Raw genomic sequence first — 18,359 nt, 5'->3', positions numbered from 1 at the left:
TACTTTCTATCTGCTTATTTTGATGAATGGAACAATCATTTCTTCAATATGTATCCCACCATGCGTCACGATTTTTTGATACTTAGGAACGAAAGCGCCATTTTCATCTGCTAATAAGACATGATAATCACTCGGTAAGCTAGTATCATCCCAGATGATTGTATCTTGTTGATCTTTGCACGTATGATTTCTTATATTGAGAGAACCGTATATTCGCGCACGTTCACCTTTAGATTCGACAGTGACTCCTTGTGAAATACGCCCTCTCCCCATACACTCAACGTTTCCATGGTCTGAAGTGAGGTAAATTTCGAAACCAGAGTTCATCAAATCCTCTATAAATACTGTTAGATAATTTGAATTTAGCCAAGTGTTCAATTCGGACTGAACGGACTGGAGACCCTGTGCCGCCCCGTGCATAAATTGATCAACCACATCAATGACAGCACCATATATACGGATGGCAGGTGACAATTGGTAAGCTAAATTCTTTTGATTATAGGCAGACAAACCTAAAGACTTTTCAAACGCAATATTTTGTTTTGAAAATCCTTGTTCTTTCCAAAATGCTGTCCATAATGACTTTTCTTTATACGTACTCGCAATGGTATCGGCAAAGAATCGAGGTTCTTTGCCAGAAAATAGTGCTTGTCTAGAAACAGCAGTTACACTCGGAACCCAAGCAAACACGGCATCTTCTTCAAATTTCCAGGCAGTAGTATTTAGATGCTCCTTAATCATATGCCACTGAGTAAAGCTCATACCATCCAACACAATAAGAGCAATTTTCTTATCAGCTTTCCGTGCTAAATAATGAGGGATTTGATGAACCATTTTAGGTTTGGGCAAGACAGGTAAAGATCGAAGCTGCTGAAAGTTTTCTAACATCCATTTTTTAAATGCTATGTTTGCATCTGCTACGTCAGTTTGGAAACTTTCATAGTACTTCCCCTTAGTTATGTGTTGCTGTTGAAGCTCTCCAAGCTCATTAGCGAAACGCAGCCATTCATTTCGTTCAAACTCTGTATACGTTTCCTTGAATGGAGAATATTCAATGGACGACTTTTTTTCTTGTATGAGTAGTCCAGGCAACATCCATTGGTGAAATTGAATATCGCTCGGTACCTCAATGGGATTAATGTATGTTTCAATATACTGCTGTACAAAAGAGTCTTGGAATAAATTATCGGCATAGGATTCATGACTTTCTGCAACTTGCTTTTTCGTCTGTTGAATAAAATGATGGATGTATTGTTGCCACTTTTCATTGAAAAAATGAATGAACTTTTCTTTGGACTGAAAAAGCATTACACTGTCGGCAGAAAATTGTTTTGGTGGCATTGTGAGCAAGTTCTTCAGATGCTTCGATAAAAAAATTGGCAACTCTTCATGAAACCTATCGTAATAGAGCAAGCCCGCTTTCACTAAATCCGTTAAATTATAAATTCTTGATGCATGAATATCACAGACGGCATTGAGCAAGAAATTTATGGTTTCACGACTATTTAATCTTTGGCCTTTTGAATGCTGAGCTTTATATATAGGTTCGTGCATCCAAGTGGGGCACTGCCTTATAATAGAAGGCTCTAAATTTGGAAACAACTTATCAAGAGACAATGTTACACAAACGGCTTGTGCATATACATCATAAGGAACTTGGTTGAATTGGCTGTCTGGAATAACAAGCAGCAAGCTTGAACGTTCAGCTCGATTTACATGCCGAAAATTGAGCTCATAATACTCACGGAATACAACGGGGTCTTCATAAAAATGAAGTATACAATTTTGTTGAGTAAAAATATCTTGTATTGTTGATTGATCAAGAAAATCATGTTCATCGGACACAACATACAGAAGCCCATTTCCTGTAAAGTAAGACGCTATTTTTTCAGACCAATTCAACCTCATCACCCACTTTTCTCCTTACATATCTAAACGAATTTGTGCATTGTCATAATACATTAACAGCTTATCATCTTCCTGGATGACAGTTTCAGGTAAACGATCACCAACTGTAACAATTTTTGTGTAATCTTTATCGCTCCAAGCTTTTTTGAATCCTGCTCGGATTGCTTCTGTACGGAATTGTTTTAACTTCTTTTTATGTGTAAGCAATTCCTCTATATAACTGTCAAATTCACGTAAAAGCGACTTCTCACGTAGTTTTTCAAGATCGGCTTGCTTGTTTGGATCAGGGACATACCAACGATTCAATGCTTTATTTTTCATCTTTGTGGCACTATTCTCTAACCCACGTAAATCATGATAATTTCGACGTAAGTAGCTCGCTATTTGATCTGGAACGACCTCATTTCCTTCATAGCGTAAGAAGCTTTGCAACAGTAAAGCGTTCATTTCGGGTAATTGCTCATGCTTCGCAATATGCTGAATTTCTTTCATAAACTGCGGGTGTAAGTCTTGACTTGTTTGTGGCTTCTTCATCAATTGTTGACGAAGCCACTCTATCGCACTATTCTCATCGGAAATAAATAAACTTAGTTGGGAAAACTCTTTCACAAGGATGCGTTTTTTATCGTATTCGGCTACTTGAGATTCTAAAAATATCATACCATCGCGTATTGGAAAACTTTGTATCACCCCTGATTGGAATTCGGCTGAAGAGATAGGTACAGGTAAATTATTTTGAACGTGATATGCTATCATGCGGTCATAAAGGATGCGTGGTGTCCGCTCAGCAATAATAGATGCTTCACCTTTCGAGCCTAAAAATATAGGTAGTTTTTCTAAATGTTGGCTAATAAATGTCCATGCAGCATCTGGCGTGTTTGTTTGTTCACGTATTTTTATAATATCTTTTTCAGACGGTTTATAGGCAGAAATAACTAAGTCTTGTTTTACCGCTGTTGTTCCAATCATAGAATGTAAGCCACCACGTTTTTTATTTAAGGCATCAACACTAGCTATAACAAATCCTACTTCTTGTAGACTTCGTTGAATTACGTTCCATATTTTTGCTTGAGTATTTGAAAATTCAATTGTAATCCATCTACCAGATTTAAGGATTCTATATGCCTCTCTAAAACAATCCGTCATTAGATTCTGATAATCAGATAACGATTTTGATATAGATTTATTTTCAATAGCTTCTTTTTCACTATTCGTAATCACATTTATCCATGATTCTCTTATGAAATTTAATTCAGAATACATAATGTTCGCTCCAAATGGTGGATCTAAAAATATATAATCAATTGAATTATCTTTAATATTTGTTTTGGATGATGATTGAGTAGATATTATATTCCCTGAATACGTAGAAAAGGCTTTAATAATCTTTTTTTGTTGAAATTCAAGTTGAGATAAAGCATTGTTTTCAATAGAAACAGGTGGTAAATATAGTGTATTAGCCATTGGTCCAACCAAAGCTCTACTCCCATGCTGAGGCATAAATCTGTTAAATTTTGTTAATTTCGGCAAGACACTACCGTGTAAAAATAAGTTTTGAATGGAGTTATTATTTTGGTTAATAAAATCACCTAAAATTAATAAAGTTCTGTCTGTATAAAAGTGATGAACATGTGTATGCCCGCTTGAATCATTTCTTCTTGTTTCTCCACCATACATCATTCTATTACTTGGTAACTTATACGGTATGTTATAGTCTTTCAATAATTTTATTAATTTCAAATCAAATATATCTGGCTTTTTATTGAACCTCTTTTTATTTATAGTGAAATTTATTAACACCGGAAGACGTTTAGCTATTTGTATAGTTTCACCAAGTAAATTGTCATATTTAATGTCAAATGAATAATCTAATTTATTTTTTGAAACCTCAGCGCTACAGTAGGGACATTTATATACTTGCTCTAGCCTTTTTGTTTCTTTATTTAATGCGGCATCATAATATATAATTTCATTAGAACAATTTGAACATAAATGAACTTCACTCCAAACAATATAATTTATTTTCCCCATCTTATCTTCATAACGCTTATAAATATCCTTTAAATCTTCAAGTGTAGTAATATCTTTTATATTTTCTAAAAGACCACTTTCATTTAAATCAAAGTTTTCACTTAAGGTAGAATACATCCATTCATAATTATTTTTTAAATCATTTAATAAACGACTACTTTCTTTTTCAAATTTAGATGAATCAATTGCGGCATTATAATTTTGTGAAATTAATGTTGCAGCAGGTGATATATCCATTAAGATAGCATGCCTAGAACCTATTTTGGAAAACTCTATGGTGTTTTCTGTACTACCATTTTCTTGCAACTTATCTAGAATTGTGCCATTCTCACTAACTTCATAATCTAATTGCTCTATTTCTGAAACACTTCCACAAAGTTGTGAAGCTACACCTGTCATTCCAGTGCCAGAAAAACCATCAAATACAATATCACCGGGATCAGTATAGTTTAAAATATACCTCATGATAGCTTTATGAGGTGTTTTTGTATGATAACTATGGGCGTTATAGATAGCATCATTTTTTCCTTCTGTGACGTCAGAAGAAAATGGGAATCTATGATATGTTTCAAGTAATTTCCCGCTATGTTTTATAAGTTTTTCTTTCTCCCATTCCTCTATAAAATCATTAATCCAAGGATTAGGACATGCCATGTAGTACGGGGGATCGGATAAGGCTATGATGTCCTCATCTTCTCCAATCGGGAATCCTTCAATATTTTTTAGTTCGGGAAGCTTTTTACGCAGCTCTTCCCTAAAATATTCTCTTCTTGCTTCTTCACTTTCAAATTTCATACCTAAGCAGACAACTGGTGTATTTTCTGCGGCAGATTGTTTATCTAAAAAAGAAAGCTGATTGTCTTGGCGTGACATGTTCGTCTCCTCATTTCTTTAGCATGATGCGTACTCGGTTTGTTGATGTGGCACCAACCTTTTTTGTAAGGAGATCCTCAAATCGTTTCCGCAACTCATCGACGGCTAACGGGTGTCCATTGGCCATCATTTCTTCGATATCTGAGATGGATACTTCGACTTTATGGATTCCTTTTAATAAGTCATTGATTGCCTGAATTAAGCGAATGTCTAACGGTAAAGTGAATGCTTGGTTTGCAATGAGTGCATCCACGAATTGTTGTTGTTCAGGTTTTAGTAGTGAAATATTTTCTTTTACAGATGGGTCATTGAAGTTCGCAAGTAATGTTTCTGTCCAGTTTGTCAGCATATCAGGAAGCTCTTCTTGCATTTTCTTCAATGTGGATTTTTCATTCGTCGCGACTTCTGTAGGACGGAACTTACACTCCGAGCATATAGGAGTATGTTCTAGCTTCTCTTTCGTTACGTGATAGCAAGTCTTTAATTGCGATAATGTTCGTTCCCAATTAAACAGCTCCTCTTTAGGCAAAATGGGAATATGAGCAGCTAATTCTTTTAATGCCTTTGTCTGAGCATCGTTTAATAATGCGTTTTTTAACATGTTTTCTGAAGCATTTAAACGGGATTGATCATGTGCTTCAATATATAACTGGATATATTCTTTTTTCAATGTATCAAGAGCAGTAAGCTCTTTAGTAGTATCTTGGTGTTGTTTTAAAGCGCACTGTAATTCATCCAATGCATCATCTACACGCGAAGACCATTCAGACTGGCTGCCGACGTTTGGCTGCGCAATTTGCAAGTAACTGACGCGCTGTTGAATTTCTTTAATTTGCTGTTCCAACTTTTTAAACGAACCGAGTTTATTAATTGCTTCTTTTTGCTTTTCAATTGTCTTAAGATCATACTTTAAATTACGCATTTTTGCAGGCGTATCATATCGTTTCAGGCCTTCACAAAAGTCTTTGTATTCCTCGAGTATAGATACATTCTCTTGAATTTCGGCAGGATTTAGCAATGGACCATCCCATGTAGGAAAGCCTTTTTTCACGATTTGAATGGTGTTTAATGCGTCAAGAATTGCATTGTTTGCCTTGCCTGCAATCGTCGTGATGGTGCGCTTTAACATTTCATCTTCATAGTTAGCGATGCGCTCGTCAAAGAGGTCAGCCACAGCATTTAATTCCGCAATAGGAAGACCAGTCGGCTTTTTGATATGGCTGAATTGAGCGAGCTTCGGCAAAGGAAGTTGAATGTACTCTTGTAAATTAGAAGCATTATATGTCTTCCCTTCAACTGTCACTTCGACTGTCCCTGTATAAATCATTGCGCCAAATAGAACGACCAATAGCTCAGGTTCTAGGTAAAACTGTTTTGTATATTGAAGGTCTTCAACCCCACGAATAAATACGGTTTCAATAAGTTCATTATGATTAACAACCTGGCCATGTCCTTTTTGTTCTAACAAGTCTACTACCCATGCAGCATATCCAGATTGTTTAATTGATACTTTACCGGCTGGATCAAGTAGAACTAAGCCATCTAAGATAGATTCCCCTTGCTTCGTTTCTTTTCCATTCAAATAGTAGAGTGCATCACGCACATAAGTTTCTAAGTTATTTTTGGATAAATAAGAACCTTGAATTTTTCTGAATGAAGGATAGTCTTCATATTTTTGCGCAAACCAATCAGTTAAAATACCCTCGGAAATGATATTAATTATTTCTTGAATGGTAACGTTTGCGGGTAAAAACATTCCGAATTCGAGCACACTTCCCTTTTTTCCTTTATAAGTGATTTCAAATGAGTGTACAAAGTTATCATTTAACCATTTATTGATTTCTTTAAAGTAACTTTCTATTTTCCTTGTGTATAAATTCCTTGTTGCAGATGCAGATTCTGCTTTCAAATCGTTGGCAGCTGCGTATAAGCGTAACAACTGTGTAAAACGTTCATCTTTTTGATTGAGTTCAAAAAAGAGCTCATCAGGCTTTTGTTCGTCTTTAAAAGGTGTTTCCAGATAAGGTCGTAGCATGTAGATATAAAAATCGCGTTCAGGCTGCGCAGTTGAACGTTCGTTTGGTGCACCAAAAAACAAGTACCCTTGCCGAGTAATACGACGTGCATCCCAAGGAAGATTGTGCCGCCAGATTTTATATCCGGATACATACGTATTGTCATCGAGCGTAATCGCTTGTTTTAAAATATCGTAATAGAAGCGATCTAATTTATCATCCTCAATTTTTTCGGCTTTTTGTTGAATTAAGCTATCAATATCAATATCTTTTTTCAGATCCAAATAATATTGTCCATTTGACTCGTTTGCAGATAGATACTGGTAACTTACTGTTTTTTGGATTTCTCTAACTGCTGCATCGACATTAGTTTTTAAGAAGTCTGACGCATCCTCTAAATCCCTTAAAAGATCCATTCCTCCTGGAGGAGTTAATAGAAGTTCATCTCTTAATTCTTCAGCAGTTAAGCCGACTTTGTCATAGATATCGGATGTAGATAGACGATATAATGACAATGCATTAATGATTCTTAAAGACATCGGTTTATAAGCACGCTTCTCCAGGGCATTCTGCACGCGGTCTTTCAATATCTTTGCTTTATCCATGACTTCTTTAACATCTGGATTTGATTTGTACGAAGGATCTTCCTCAATGAATTTCCAGTAGCTATCATACGAAATAAGCCCTGGCTCTTCTTCAGGTAGTTCCTTGTCAAGAATGCTATTCATCTCAATGCTTATTGTCTTTAGTGCTACACGTTTTTCAATACCATTTACTTTTTCAAATGCACTCAAGTAAGCAGGATGGATTGGGAAAAGATTTACGTACGCTTCCATATCTTCATTTAATCGTCCGTATAGCGTTGTAAATTTTGATAAATGTTCTCGAATTAACGCTTTTTGCTCTTCGTTCTTTTTTAATAGTCGCTCTGATACGACATGGGCGATATCTTCTCGGACGATACGAACTTGCTCAAAGCGTTCCTTTACACGACGTAATGGTTCAGCTACGAAACTGAAACTAGGATTATCGAAGAGCATTTCCTGAATACCAGCTATGAAGCGAAGACGCGTTTTACTACAAATCTCTCCTAATTCACGTAAGAAGCCTAAATCCAGTGTGATTTCTTGTTCTTTTCTACCGCGCAAATAATCGAGTAACTCATCTACTACGATGAGTAGGCCGTGTTTAGGATATTTTTCATTGAATAGCCCCATCATTTCTTCGAGCGCATCTTTGTTATTTGTAATTTTATCGAATGAAGGGAAGGTAAAATTGACATCCATTTCAGCAAGTCCATCTTCAATATTGGATACTAAAATATCACGTAAAGATGTACCGACGCTTCCGATTTCCAAGCGAATTACTTTGAATTTCCCTTCGATATCTTTAGATTTCTCTGCAACAGAAGGATTTGAAATATGAGCACTGGCCCCTTCGCGTTCTGCAATCGTAGAAATGACGCTCATTAAGTGGGATTTACCTGTACCGTAGTTACCGACAATGAGTAATCCTTTATTATCAATAGATCGATCAAATTGAAGTTGGTTGATGATCATATCATTTAATTGTTCAGCCATACGGTCAGAGATTACATATGTATCTAGTAATTGAAACGCGCGATCTTTGTTATTAGCATCTTTTAATTGAATAACTGATTCGATTGGTTCGAATTGTAATAGATCCTTATATTGCAAAATATTCACTCCTTCTATTTGATAACAATTGCATCTTTTGTGGAGTACTTAGTGTACTCTGGGTGGCCAGGTTCAGCGTGAATAAAATAATCACCTTCAATCCTGCCTCGCCAAGTAATAATTAACGTTTTGTTTCTACTTAGATTGGTAAAAAGATCAAATGGATTAACTCCTAAAGATGGTTCAAATAACATTTCATAATAATTTATACAGACAATTTCAGAATCTACATTATTAATAAATTCATGTAAAATTCCTGCTACTTTATAAGGCCTTCTATTCCGAGCTACTGTTTTTAATCTTTCAGATAATAATAAATTTATATTCATTAAGGGATAATGATTAGCCCGACTAAAATACTCTACGCTATTACCTCGTTCAAATTCATATACATAAACTTGTTTATAATAAAGTTGAGAAATATTCTGCAGCCTAACACTAAGGTTGTTTAATACAGATATATTCAATTTAGTAAAACCCCCAAGTGAATTTTTTTGATGATGATAAACGATTAAACTTTTAGATGATTTCTTAAAGCTTCTTCCACTATCTCTAACATCGTCTTGTCCTGTTCAACTGCAGCAGTTTTCAAACGTTTATGCAAATCTGTAGGCAACATAAAAGTTGCTTTTTTCGTTTCTTTTTTTTGAGAGACTTCGTCAACTTTCTGATTAGAAAAACCATAGTCCCCTTCTAAATTGTTACTGTAATTATTTTTAGTTGGCATATTTTAGCATCCCCTAAATAAATTAAATTATTAAATATTCCTAACTTCCAAAAGAGATCTTGTTCGAATCTAGAATACTTATAAAATTGTACCAAGAAACTTAATGGACATAAAGCTGTATTTACAGAAAAACAGCTTTGTATTGGATAAGTGAGAATCAAAGTAATTTAGTAAGTGGGCGTGAGGACAAGAAAGGATGTCATTTAAAATGACATCCTTTCGATTCTTTCACTTATCAAACTCTTGCTTGGCGATTAGAATGTGTTCTTTGAGCTTTTTTTATTTCTTTCTTTTTCTTCTTGTAATTGTATTTAAAAGTATAATGAAGGACCAACATTAAGAAAATATATCCCAAAACTAGAGGTATCATTTGTTTCCAAAAACCAATTATTAATACTGATTCGGCACCATAAAAAGCTTGACGATCATATAAATATGCTAAATCGCTCACCAATGCTGCACCTAAAAGTAAGGAAACAAGCGTTAATAATATTTGTAGAACCACCCCAATCATATAAAGATTTCTTAAATGTCCGATACTTAAAAATCTATTTGCCATTAACCAATCTACTCCTATCATCTTTTACTCTATTTATCGGCATATTGAGCTTATTTATTAACTAGAGGAGATGACTACTAATTACATAAGTCTTATATATTTAATATAAGACTCAATTCATTTGAGGGAAGTCTAAGTTGAACTTAGGAATACTCTTGCAACTTTAATTACAGTTGAAAAGTTCCTCCACCTATTTATCTTGTTTCACCAAATTGCTAAGCGAAAGGTTTCCTCAAAAATGAGGAAATTTTTTTATTTAATTTCTCTCAAGATGCGAAGAAAGTTAGGATATAAATTAGTTGAAATAATCCTCTATTATTCATACGGATACTTATATATGGATAGAACCTATAAAGATACTATTTACATGAAGAGGTTTAGGTCAATCATTTTACAAACAAGATAATTTGTAATACAATGTATTACAAAGAACTGAAGGAGGTTTATCCATGGCCACCATTTCCTTGCGTGTGGATGATCGCGACAGCAAACTCATCCGCGATTACGCCAAACTAAAAAAGACATCTGTTTCTGATTTAATGAGAAATGCCATCATTGAAAAGATTGAGGATGAAATCGATGTAGAGAATTTTAATCGGGTCCTTGCCAATATAGAAAAAACCCATTCCTTGGATGACGTCAAAAAAGAATTGGGTTTATAACAGACGATGTATGCTGTTCATTTTTCAGATGTCGCGTTGAAGAAATTAAAAAAGATGGACCGGTACCAGGCCTCTCTCCTGATTGGTTGGATCGAAAAGAACTTGCAGGATGCCAGCGATCCCCGAATACATGGAAAGGCTTTGGTCGCGAACCACAAAGGCAAGTGGCGTTATCGTGTCGGTGATTACCGCATCCTGGCGTTAATCGAAGACGAAAAAATCATTATTACCATTATCGATGTCGGGCATCGAAAAGATATTTATGAATAATAAAACAGATACAGCCCCTGTATTGAACTGAGCCCCAAATGGGTCACTTTTTAAAGTGTCTACCATTTGGGGCTCAATTCATAATTGGCTTCTTTTTTTACTTTACGGAGTTATAGGCTGCTTCTAACGTTTGTTCAAACACACTGCGGTAAGCGTCTCTTTCTTCTTCAGAAAGCATACCTAATTCACCGCTCATTAGACCCATAATCTTTTTCAACTCGGATATTTGTCCGCTCATACCCAATGCTTCTTGTTGATTCTTATCAATCGATTTAATAGCAATAAAAGTTAGGTTCTTTTCATAATCTTGATTGGCAAATCCGCCACCGTTAGTCCAATGCTTCCATGCAGTTTTTATATTCTCTGCTCCTTTGAATGCTTCGGCATCTTCTTTAGAATAATCTTCTGGAATTCCACCTTCTACAGTAGCAAGGTTAACCCAAGCGATTGAAATTGCCAATGAAATAAGAACCACAAAAGGTGCGGCAAAAATAAATTTCTTCATTGCTTAATTCTCTCCTCTTTCATTAATTAAATCTTTCATTTTTTGAAGCTCGTTATAGCCCTCTTTAAGAAGAGCTTGTCTTTCATCTCCTGAATCCAAGTTCTGAGCTTCATCAAGAAGACTGGCTGTTTCTTGAGACCATTCTTTTAACGGTTCAAAATCAGTAAGCTCGCTAATTTGATTAAGTCTAGAAATAGGGTGTGACATTTGTTCGTTATAATTCGTTACTGTCATATCTTCAAAATCTCCTAACTCTGCAGCATCAACCAGGAACCCCATGATGACCCCAGTCTTCTGATCTTCAGTAGGTTCATTAACAGTCTCATCCTCGTTCCATTCTCTGCCAATCATGAATTTTGTTTCTTTATCAAAGGTATAGCCATTTTCATAAGAGACGAGTCTGCCATCTGCTTTTCCAACATCTGGAAGTTCATAGTTTTCAAAGTGCTCTTTAATTTCTTTGTAAGGCGATTCTAAAATAACTTCTTCTTCAGCTTCTGAGGCAGTAGCAACCTCAGTTGAAATTTGTTCTCCTTGAGCTTCGCTTTCAGGATTCTCAACTTTCGCTTCTTCCGAAGTTCCACATGCTGCCAATAACAATGCTGCTGAAATTTTTCCATCTGTTTGCTCTAATATCATTCCTCTTTCTCTCTAAATAAAAATCTCAGAATCTTTCAATATGATTTTCTATGAAGTTTGTCATTAGGGTTGATTTAACTTCTGATAATTGATTTTATATTAATTTGTATCTTTCGTTTTAAAAGTTTCTTTTACTAGTTACGAGAAAGGGTAGTTAAAAAGAGAGAGAGTTCAAGTAGAGGAGAGCAAATTATGGAACGCATCATAATACTAGTATTGATTGTGGGAACGACGATAATAGCGTACCTGTTACATTCTTATCAGAAAAAAAGAGAGGAAAAAAGACACGTTGGAAAGTCACTCTTTATGGGAACTTTTATTGTTTCACTGGTTGTATTTCCCGTTAGCTTTCTAATGAAGGAGCCATTCGCTTATTACATGGGCGTATCAGCTATTTTTCTCTTTTTCCTTTCGATTAATGGTTTTGCCATAACTAAAATCCTTGAAATGTCAGAGGCAAGACAGCAACAGAATCTTTGATTTGCCTATCAGGATTTATCAAAATTACATAAACGAAAAAAGAGAAAGAGCACAAGTATTTTTTAAAAGTAAGTGAATCGGTTTACATATCACAAGTTACCGGAAGTTAGAGGCTAAAAAAATGATAAGGGAGGAATTTCTTTGAATTCCGATCAATATGGTTCGGGTATAATAACCCTACTCTTGGGGGTTGCTTGTTTAGTAGTAAGAATAGTCTCCATAAAGAAAAAAAGATTTCTTGAGACAAATGATTTTAGCGGATTTCAAAATACACTATTCCTTCCACCAATCGTAAATTTCTGGCTGTTAAAATTGTTTTTAATCATAAGCGGTTCGCTTTTTATATCATTCGGTATCTATTTAATCGTAATCGGTGTATTTTGAATAAAATTTCTGCGACAGGCTATCAGAAGTAGCAGTAATTCTAATAACCAAATAGGATGGCCTCCTAAAGTTAAACGACGTTCTAAATAAACTTAATGAGAAAAAGGACATAGCCTGAAATTGCAGTTCCGTATTTGTAATTCGAATTTTTTACGAATTACAAATTATAAGAGCCATTAAGGAGAGAAAGAAGATGCTAAACCAATAGCCCATTCTTTCTCTTTTCAAATTTCCGACAGATAATAGGACTGTTAAGTAAGGAATCATCTATAAAAAAAATAAGATTACGATTCATTTACTTAACAGTCCTATATTTCATTATAACGTTCAAAAACGAGTTTTAAGGCGGATGTAAGCGACGTTGGCGTAATTCCTAGTAATTCCACCATTTCATCAAAAGACTTCCCCTGAACCTTATACAAGTCGTAAATATAGGCAATCCGAACTTCTTCCGTCTTAAATGGTTTCGGTAATAGCAAAGTTAAGCCAGAATAAATATCCTTCATGTTGTTCCTTACATAATCCGGTCCGTATTTCTTATCCGACGAGACCAAATAATCATGCTCCCGAAAAACCGCGCGTTCCATTGCCTGAACAATTACCGCTACGTCTGTCGGATCCTCAAAAACCAACTGCCAGAAAACATCTTGTGACGTCACAAAGTTCATTTCCACTCGGTCCCCTAAATCACGAAAATGCCTGCTTCGTAACCGTTCAATTTCCCTCATCCGGAACCCGGCCATCGCGAACAGGAAATAAAGCTTCGCATTCAACATCAAAGTCGGATGCTGCAGCACCTTTTTCTTTTCCTGCATAAATTCCATATACTCAAGTTGCGCCATCGGTTTCTCTATGATCAATTGATATTCAAATTTAGGCATGAAATCAACCGGTACCTTCCCCACCTTCCACAAGTAATGGAAATACTGGCGGATATGGGACAGCTTACGTTTGACAGTACCAGGCTTTAATCCTTTAGCCTTCTCCTGATCCAAGAATGCCCTGACATCTGCAGGTTTGATTTCATACGGCTCCAGCTGCTTCTCATTCCGCAGGTTCACAAAACGAACAAATGACTTCAGCAGTTCCAATTCCGTCACCAGCGTACCAGGAGAAATCCCTTCTTTTAATCGATACTCCTCATAGCCATACAGCATCCTCATTCCCCTGCCCTTCTTAACATTTAGTTTAACAGGTCGACAGAAAATCCCCAAAATCAATTTCTTAAACTACAAAAGAAGCTGTAAGTAGAATACGGATCTCGAAACAGAACACGTATACAGATATGTATTGGCAGATTGGACAATTAAGAAGAATTGAATTTTTTTCCAGTTAAAGGGCGGTTTTCAGGGAAGCGGGTCAGCAACGCCAATTGGTTTTCTAGCTCCCACAAGGCGCTTGCGTTCTCACGTGAGCCGTTCATTAACGAGATTGCTTCATAGTACAGAGCGCGATGCTGCTGGTTGAATTCAAGGGCACACTGAAGAAGCACCGCCACAGAGGTTAACCCGGTCTGCGCACCGCGCCCTTTTCCGATTCGTTTAATGAGAATTTTTTTGGATTTTCGGATGACTTCGTTGAATGTGCTACGTGGAATGCCCACGGCTTCACATAATGCGCTTTGGGTTGTCCATTTGATTGGCTGAACCGTACTGGTCTCCGATTGGATATAGGCAAGCAGATCCTCTTCCCACTCGTCGTAGTGGCTGCGGACGCGATCCTTCCGTTCCTTCTTGAATTTGTACCAGCCTCCGAGGTGATTTGTGACCGGAATATCCTTTCCTGGCAACCAGGCTTCTAATAGCTCCTGAATATAAATCTGACTTGCACCTTTGAAACGGCCCTTATAGGCGCTCTTGACGATTTTCTGAACCTCACTGTGTCGCACAGGCGCTTCGAGAGAGGAATTGTATTCGTCTAGCAGATCCAGCGTCTCCCCCTGTCCTTTTCCGGCGCTGTAACAAGCCAAGGCGAGCGTGTACATCAAGTTGTCCCGGCCAATCTGTCCGTCGCTTCCTTTTACGTGACGGGTAGCCAATAATTCCCGGAACCATTCGGCGTGTGTCGGATCAAGCCCCTCCCCTTTCGATTCCACGACGAATAATCCACGGTTTTGGTCATCGTCTTGCCGTTTCGACCACGAAATCAGGTTGTGCAGGGAAAAGACCATCTTGTCAGAGAACCAGCGGACATTGTCTTCTGAAGGCATGCGGAAAAAGCCAAAGTCATTACAAGAGAGATCCACTCCCTGCAAAACCTTGGCCAAGCTGCGCCGGATATTCTCGGAAATGCGTTTCGCGACCTTCAAGCCGCGGTAATCATTCTGGTTGCTGATGAACAGCGGCGTTTCCAGCACGAAATAGACCTGAAACCCTTTCGGCGTCTCCAGGACCATCGTTGGAATTCCCACGCTGTAATCGAGCGCAGCGGTCAGAATTTCCGTATACGGCTGTTTCTTCGTGTCGATGTCGACGACGAACGTATTGATTTGCTGCAGGTTCTTTTCGGTGTGTCCCTTGAGATGCCGCTTTTCTTTATCGACGTACCCTAAGTAATTGTGTACATTGGGGGTCCAATGAGAAAGTTCAACAGAATCCTCCAAGAGAGTCTCTTTCGACGTAATCACGTACCCTTTGACACCACCAGGTGTCGATAGATCTTCCTTGGAACGCGTAACGCCAATCGCACCTTTTTTATGTTTCTTTGTTTGTTTCTGATCTTCGATTAAGTGAGGAAGAGGGGTAGATGAGTTTTTTTTCTTGTAACTATGGATTCCTTCATGGAGAAGTATTTCAAAAACATTAGTCATCATTAACACAAAGCAGCCCCCTTCCCTATCCAATAATAACTCTACAGATTTCCTTCTACCTCATAACCTAAAGCAACGAATAGAGTCTGTAAATAGCGTTATATCAGGGTTTCTAAGGGCACAAAAGTAGATATTTCCACTTTTCTACTTTTGTTAGAATAAAATTCTTTTTCGCATAAGTAGATATTTCTACTTTTCTACTTATGTTATAAACGAGAGCATTCTAGCATAAGTAGATATTTCCACTTTTCTACTTTAGTGAGAATATATCATTATTATTGCACAAGTAGATATTTCTACTTTTCTACTTGTGTTAGAATATTTTTCATTCTCACAAAAGTAGATATTTCTACTTTTCTACCTACGTAATATTTAGTATGAACTTCGCACAAGTAGATATTTCTACTTTTCTACTTATGTAGTTAGCGTGATAATTTACGAGCACTTTATATTGTCTACAAACATTGTCTTCTAAGGGTTTAAAATAAAATTTCTTCTAATTACTTTATAACAGAAGTAGATATTTCTACTTCTGTTATAAAGTAATTCATTTTAACGCAAGTAGATATTTCTACTTTTCTACTTATGTTAATAATAAATCTATTCTCACATAAGTAGATATTTCCACTTTTCTACTTATAGCTAATTAAGCTCAGTTTATAAATGAAGTAGATATTTCCACTTTTCTACCTATGTTAGAACTATCTCTATTCTCACAAAAGTAGATATTTCCACTTATCTACTTACGTTAATAACAAGTTTATCCTCACACAAGTAGATATTTCTACTTTTCTACTTATGGTTAGATCTTTCATCAAATATTACAGTTGTATTACATTTAACTTTATATTCTCACGAACTTCCACTTGTGTTATTATCAGATATATACAGAAGTAGAAGTTTGTTAGGTAGAAGTTTGTTTAGAAGATAAAAATTAGGAGGAATAGCGATGGTAGCCAAAACAATAGTTGTAGGTAATTTTAAAGGTGGAGTAGGAAAAACCAAAGTCTCGGTAATGACGAGCTGGGAGTATGCAAAAGTACATAATAAAAAGGTATTGCTTGTTGATATGGACCCCCAGGGAAATGCGAGTACCTTGATTGCTCGATCAGCAGGAATTGAAGAGATTAATCAAACTATATTTGATGGCTTCAAGAATGGTAATCTCCGAGATGTGGTTGTCAAAGTTACAGAAAATCTTGATTTGATTCCTGCAGCTGTTTCTTTCAAAAACTTTTCAAAATTTTTATATCAAAACTATCAAAATGATTTAGATCAAATTACTTTATTAAAAACACTACTAGAACCATTAAAAGCAGATTATGACTATATTTTCATTGATGTACCACCGACTATCAGTGATTACTCTGACAATGCCATGATGGCTTCTGATTATGTCCTTATTATATTGCAAGCCCAAGAACTATCTTTGGAAGGTGCCGAAACTTATGTATCGTATCTGCAATTTATGGCAGACGAATATGAAGCAGATATACAAGTTCTTGGTGTATTGCCAGTTCTTCTTAGAGCAGGGGGCCGAGTTGATCAAAGTACAGTTGAACGTGCCACTGAACTTTTTGGAGAGGATAATGTCTTCAAAAATGTTATAAAGCATTTAGAACGCTTAAAGGCTTGGGATGTAACCGGAATTAAAAACGAGGATCATCATGATCGTAAAGCACATCAAACCTTTTTAGATGTAGTGGATGAAATCGAGGAAAAACTTGCAAGATTTGAGGAGGAAAATACCCATGTCTGAAAACTCAAAGAAAGGACCTTTAATTAAGAAAAAAACAAAAACTAATACTCTTGAGAGACCAAAACCTGTAGTAATAAGTAGCCAAAACGATTTTAAGTTTAATAATGAGCAATCAAATCGACTACAACTTACAAGTAATGAGCCTATCAATAAAGAAAAGGCTGTCTCAATTCCTCCAGTAGAGAAAAAAACTGCAATTCCAGTTTCTGAACTAAAGACAAAACCTGCTCGCAAAACTAAGTCGGTAGTGGGTAAAAATAATAATGTCAAATCTATTAAAGTTCCTCATGATCTTCATACTCAAATTGGAGTCCTTGGAAAATTCATGGACGAAAATAAAACCTATGCTATCATTTCAGAACTTGTAGAATATTACACAAAAAATGAATTGACTGACAGACAACAAAAGCAATTTGAGTATATGACAGAATTCTTTAATGAAAATGAAGAATAATCATATTGAGTTCTTATTATTCTTTCCTTAAAAACCATCCACCTAACAAAAGTAGATATTTCTACTTGTGTTAGGTGGATATTTCTACTTTTGCGAGGTAGATTTTTCTACCTTTGTTAGGTAGATAATTAAACAGATTTTATTTTAGAAGATTTAGTCAGATGTATGCTTGCATACGTGTATACGCCAAGCATGCCAGTATCTGATAACAATTAAAAATGCTGAGGGTTTCATGTTTTACAAAAGAAAATATAGAATGATTGTAAATCATATCTGATTGGCTACTAGTTTCATATAGAAGTGATAGAGGATAAAGATTGCAAATGATTTGAGCTCCGTGTGTAAAATTTTGTGCCAGTCAATGAGGAATGAAGAACCAGTAAATAAAACTATTATTGAAGTGCTAAAATGAAAAAGAAAATCAACTATTTAATTGTACTTTTAACGACCATCTTTATGTTAGGCTGGACCGAATCAGAAAAAATCCGCAAGAGATTGTTACCCTTGAAACAGATGTTCAAGAAGGAACCTAGCTGAAACAAATAAAAGGAAGGAAAAGAAGAAATGACCCCTGCGGTGTTAATGAA

15 protein-coding genes are annotated in these 18,359 nt (G+C 36.1%); 5 read left to right on the top strand and 10 right to left on the bottom strand.

Features of this window, described 5'->3' with window-relative positions:
• Nucleotides 1-6: 6 nt before the first annotated feature.
• The 6 genes from pglZ to FQ085_RS14910 form a co-directional block, all read right to left on the bottom strand.
• The gene (gene pglZ / locus FQ085_RS14935) at nt 7-1,908 is read right to left on the bottom strand and encodes a BREX-3 system phosphatase PglZ (RefSeq protein WP_262499822.1); all 1,902 of its coding nucleotides are present in this window, start codon (nt 1,906-1,908) and stop codon (nt 7-9) included.
• A gap of 15 nt (nt 1,909-1,923) precedes the next feature.
• Nucleotides 1,924-4,812, bottom strand: a complete 2,889-nt coding sequence (locus tag FQ085_RS14930) for a DNA methyltransferase (RefSeq protein ID WP_149457006.1) — start codon at nt 4,810-4,812, stop codon at nt 1,924-1,926.
• 10 nt (nt 4,813-4,822) lie between these two features.
• A complete protein-coding gene (locus FQ085_RS14925) occupies nt 4,823-8,533 on the bottom strand; it encodes a DUF6079 family protein (RefSeq protein ID WP_316834670.1) in 3,711 nt (1,236 codons plus the stop codon).
• 5 nt (nt 8,534-8,538) lie between these two features.
• On the bottom strand, nt 8,539-8,991 hold the full coding sequence (brxF, locus tag FQ085_RS14920; protein WP_149457004.1) for a BREX-3 system P-loop-containing protein BrxF: 453 nt from the start codon (nt 8,989-8,991) through the stop codon (nt 8,539-8,541).
• A gap of 44 nt (nt 8,992-9,035) precedes the next feature.
• Nucleotides 9,036-9,251, bottom strand: coding sequence for a hypothetical protein (locus FQ085_RS14915; RefSeq protein WP_149457003.1), 216 nt, complete (start codon nt 9,249-9,251; stop codon nt 9,036-9,038).
• A 235-nt stretch (nt 9,252-9,486) separates the two neighbouring features.
• Nucleotides 9,487-9,810 (bottom strand): hypothetical protein, encoded by a 324-nt coding sequence (locus FQ085_RS14910; protein ID WP_149457002.1) that lies wholly within the window; start codon nt 9,808-9,810, stop codon nt 9,487-9,489.
• Between the two features lie 449 nt (nt 9,811-10,259).
• Between FQ085_RS14910 and relB the strand changes: the two genes are divergently transcribed.
• Both relB and FQ085_RS14900 read left to right on the top strand, forming a co-directional pair.
• Complete coding sequence (relB, locus tag FQ085_RS14905; RefSeq protein ID WP_149457001.1) at nt 10,260-10,472, top strand: type II toxin-antitoxin system RelB family antitoxin; 213 nt, start codon at nt 10,260-10,262, stop codon at nt 10,470-10,472.
• Between the two features lie 6 nt (nt 10,473-10,478).
• Nucleotides 10,479-10,742, top strand: a complete 264-nt coding sequence (locus FQ085_RS14900) for a type II toxin-antitoxin system RelE family toxin (RefSeq protein WP_149457000.1) — start codon at nt 10,479-10,481, stop codon at nt 10,740-10,742.
• A 97-nt stretch (nt 10,743-10,839) separates the two neighbouring features.
• Here the strand turns inward: FQ085_RS14900 and FQ085_RS14895 are convergent, their stop codons facing one another.
• Complete coding sequence (locus FQ085_RS14895) at nt 10,840-11,247, bottom strand: hypothetical protein (protein ID WP_149456999.1); 408 nt, start codon at nt 11,245-11,247, stop codon at nt 10,840-10,842.
• A 3-nt stretch (nt 11,248-11,250) separates the two neighbouring features.
• On the bottom strand, nt 11,251-11,886 hold the full coding sequence (locus tag FQ085_RS14890; RefSeq protein WP_149456998.1) for a hypothetical protein: 636 nt from the start codon (nt 11,884-11,886) through the stop codon (nt 11,251-11,253).
• A gap of 192 nt (nt 11,887-12,078) precedes the next feature.
• Between FQ085_RS14890 and FQ085_RS14885 the strand changes: the two genes are divergently transcribed.
• On the top strand, nt 12,079-12,366 hold the full coding sequence (locus FQ085_RS14885) for a hypothetical protein (protein ID WP_149456997.1): 288 nt from the start codon (nt 12,079-12,081) through the stop codon (nt 12,364-12,366).
• Nucleotides 12,367-13,058: 692 nt separating this feature from the next.
• Here the strand turns inward: FQ085_RS14885 and FQ085_RS14880 are convergent.
• Nucleotides 13,059-13,913, bottom strand: a complete 855-nt coding sequence (locus FQ085_RS14880) for a site-specific integrase (protein ID WP_149456996.1) — start codon at nt 13,911-13,913, stop codon at nt 13,059-13,061.
• A gap of 143 nt (nt 13,914-14,056) precedes the next feature.
• Nucleotides 14,057-15,562: a primase C-terminal domain-containing protein gene (locus FQ085_RS14875; RefSeq protein WP_262499821.1), complete on the bottom strand. Its 1,506-nt coding sequence runs from the start codon at nt 15,560-15,562 to the stop codon at nt 14,057-14,059.
• Nucleotides 15,563-16,508: 946 nt separating this feature from the next.
• On the opposite strand from FQ085_RS14875, the gene FQ085_RS14870 reads away from it, so the two are divergent.
• Together FQ085_RS14870 and FQ085_RS14865 are read left to right on the top strand one after the other, a co-directional pair.
• Entirely contained in the window at nt 16,509-17,318 is an 810-nt protein-coding gene (locus FQ085_RS14870; protein WP_149456994.1) for a ParA family protein, read from the top strand.
• Nucleotides 17,311-17,772, top strand: a complete 462-nt coding sequence (locus FQ085_RS14865) for a hypothetical protein (protein ID WP_149456993.1) — start codon at nt 17,311-17,313, stop codon at nt 17,770-17,772. Before FQ085_RS14870 ends, FQ085_RS14865 begins: the two co-directional genes overlap by 8 nt.
• Nucleotides 17,773-18,359: the final 587 nt, after the last annotated feature.

Origin of the sequence: Planococcus sp. ANT_H30 (assembly GCF_008369335.1) — a bacterium.
GTDB classification, from domain to species: Bacteria; Bacillota; Bacilli; order Bacillales_A; family Planococcaceae; genus Planococcus; species Planococcus kocurii.
The sequence above is the reverse complement of the archived record's forward strand: the minus strand, read 5'-3'. Positions and strand labels throughout refer to the sequence as shown.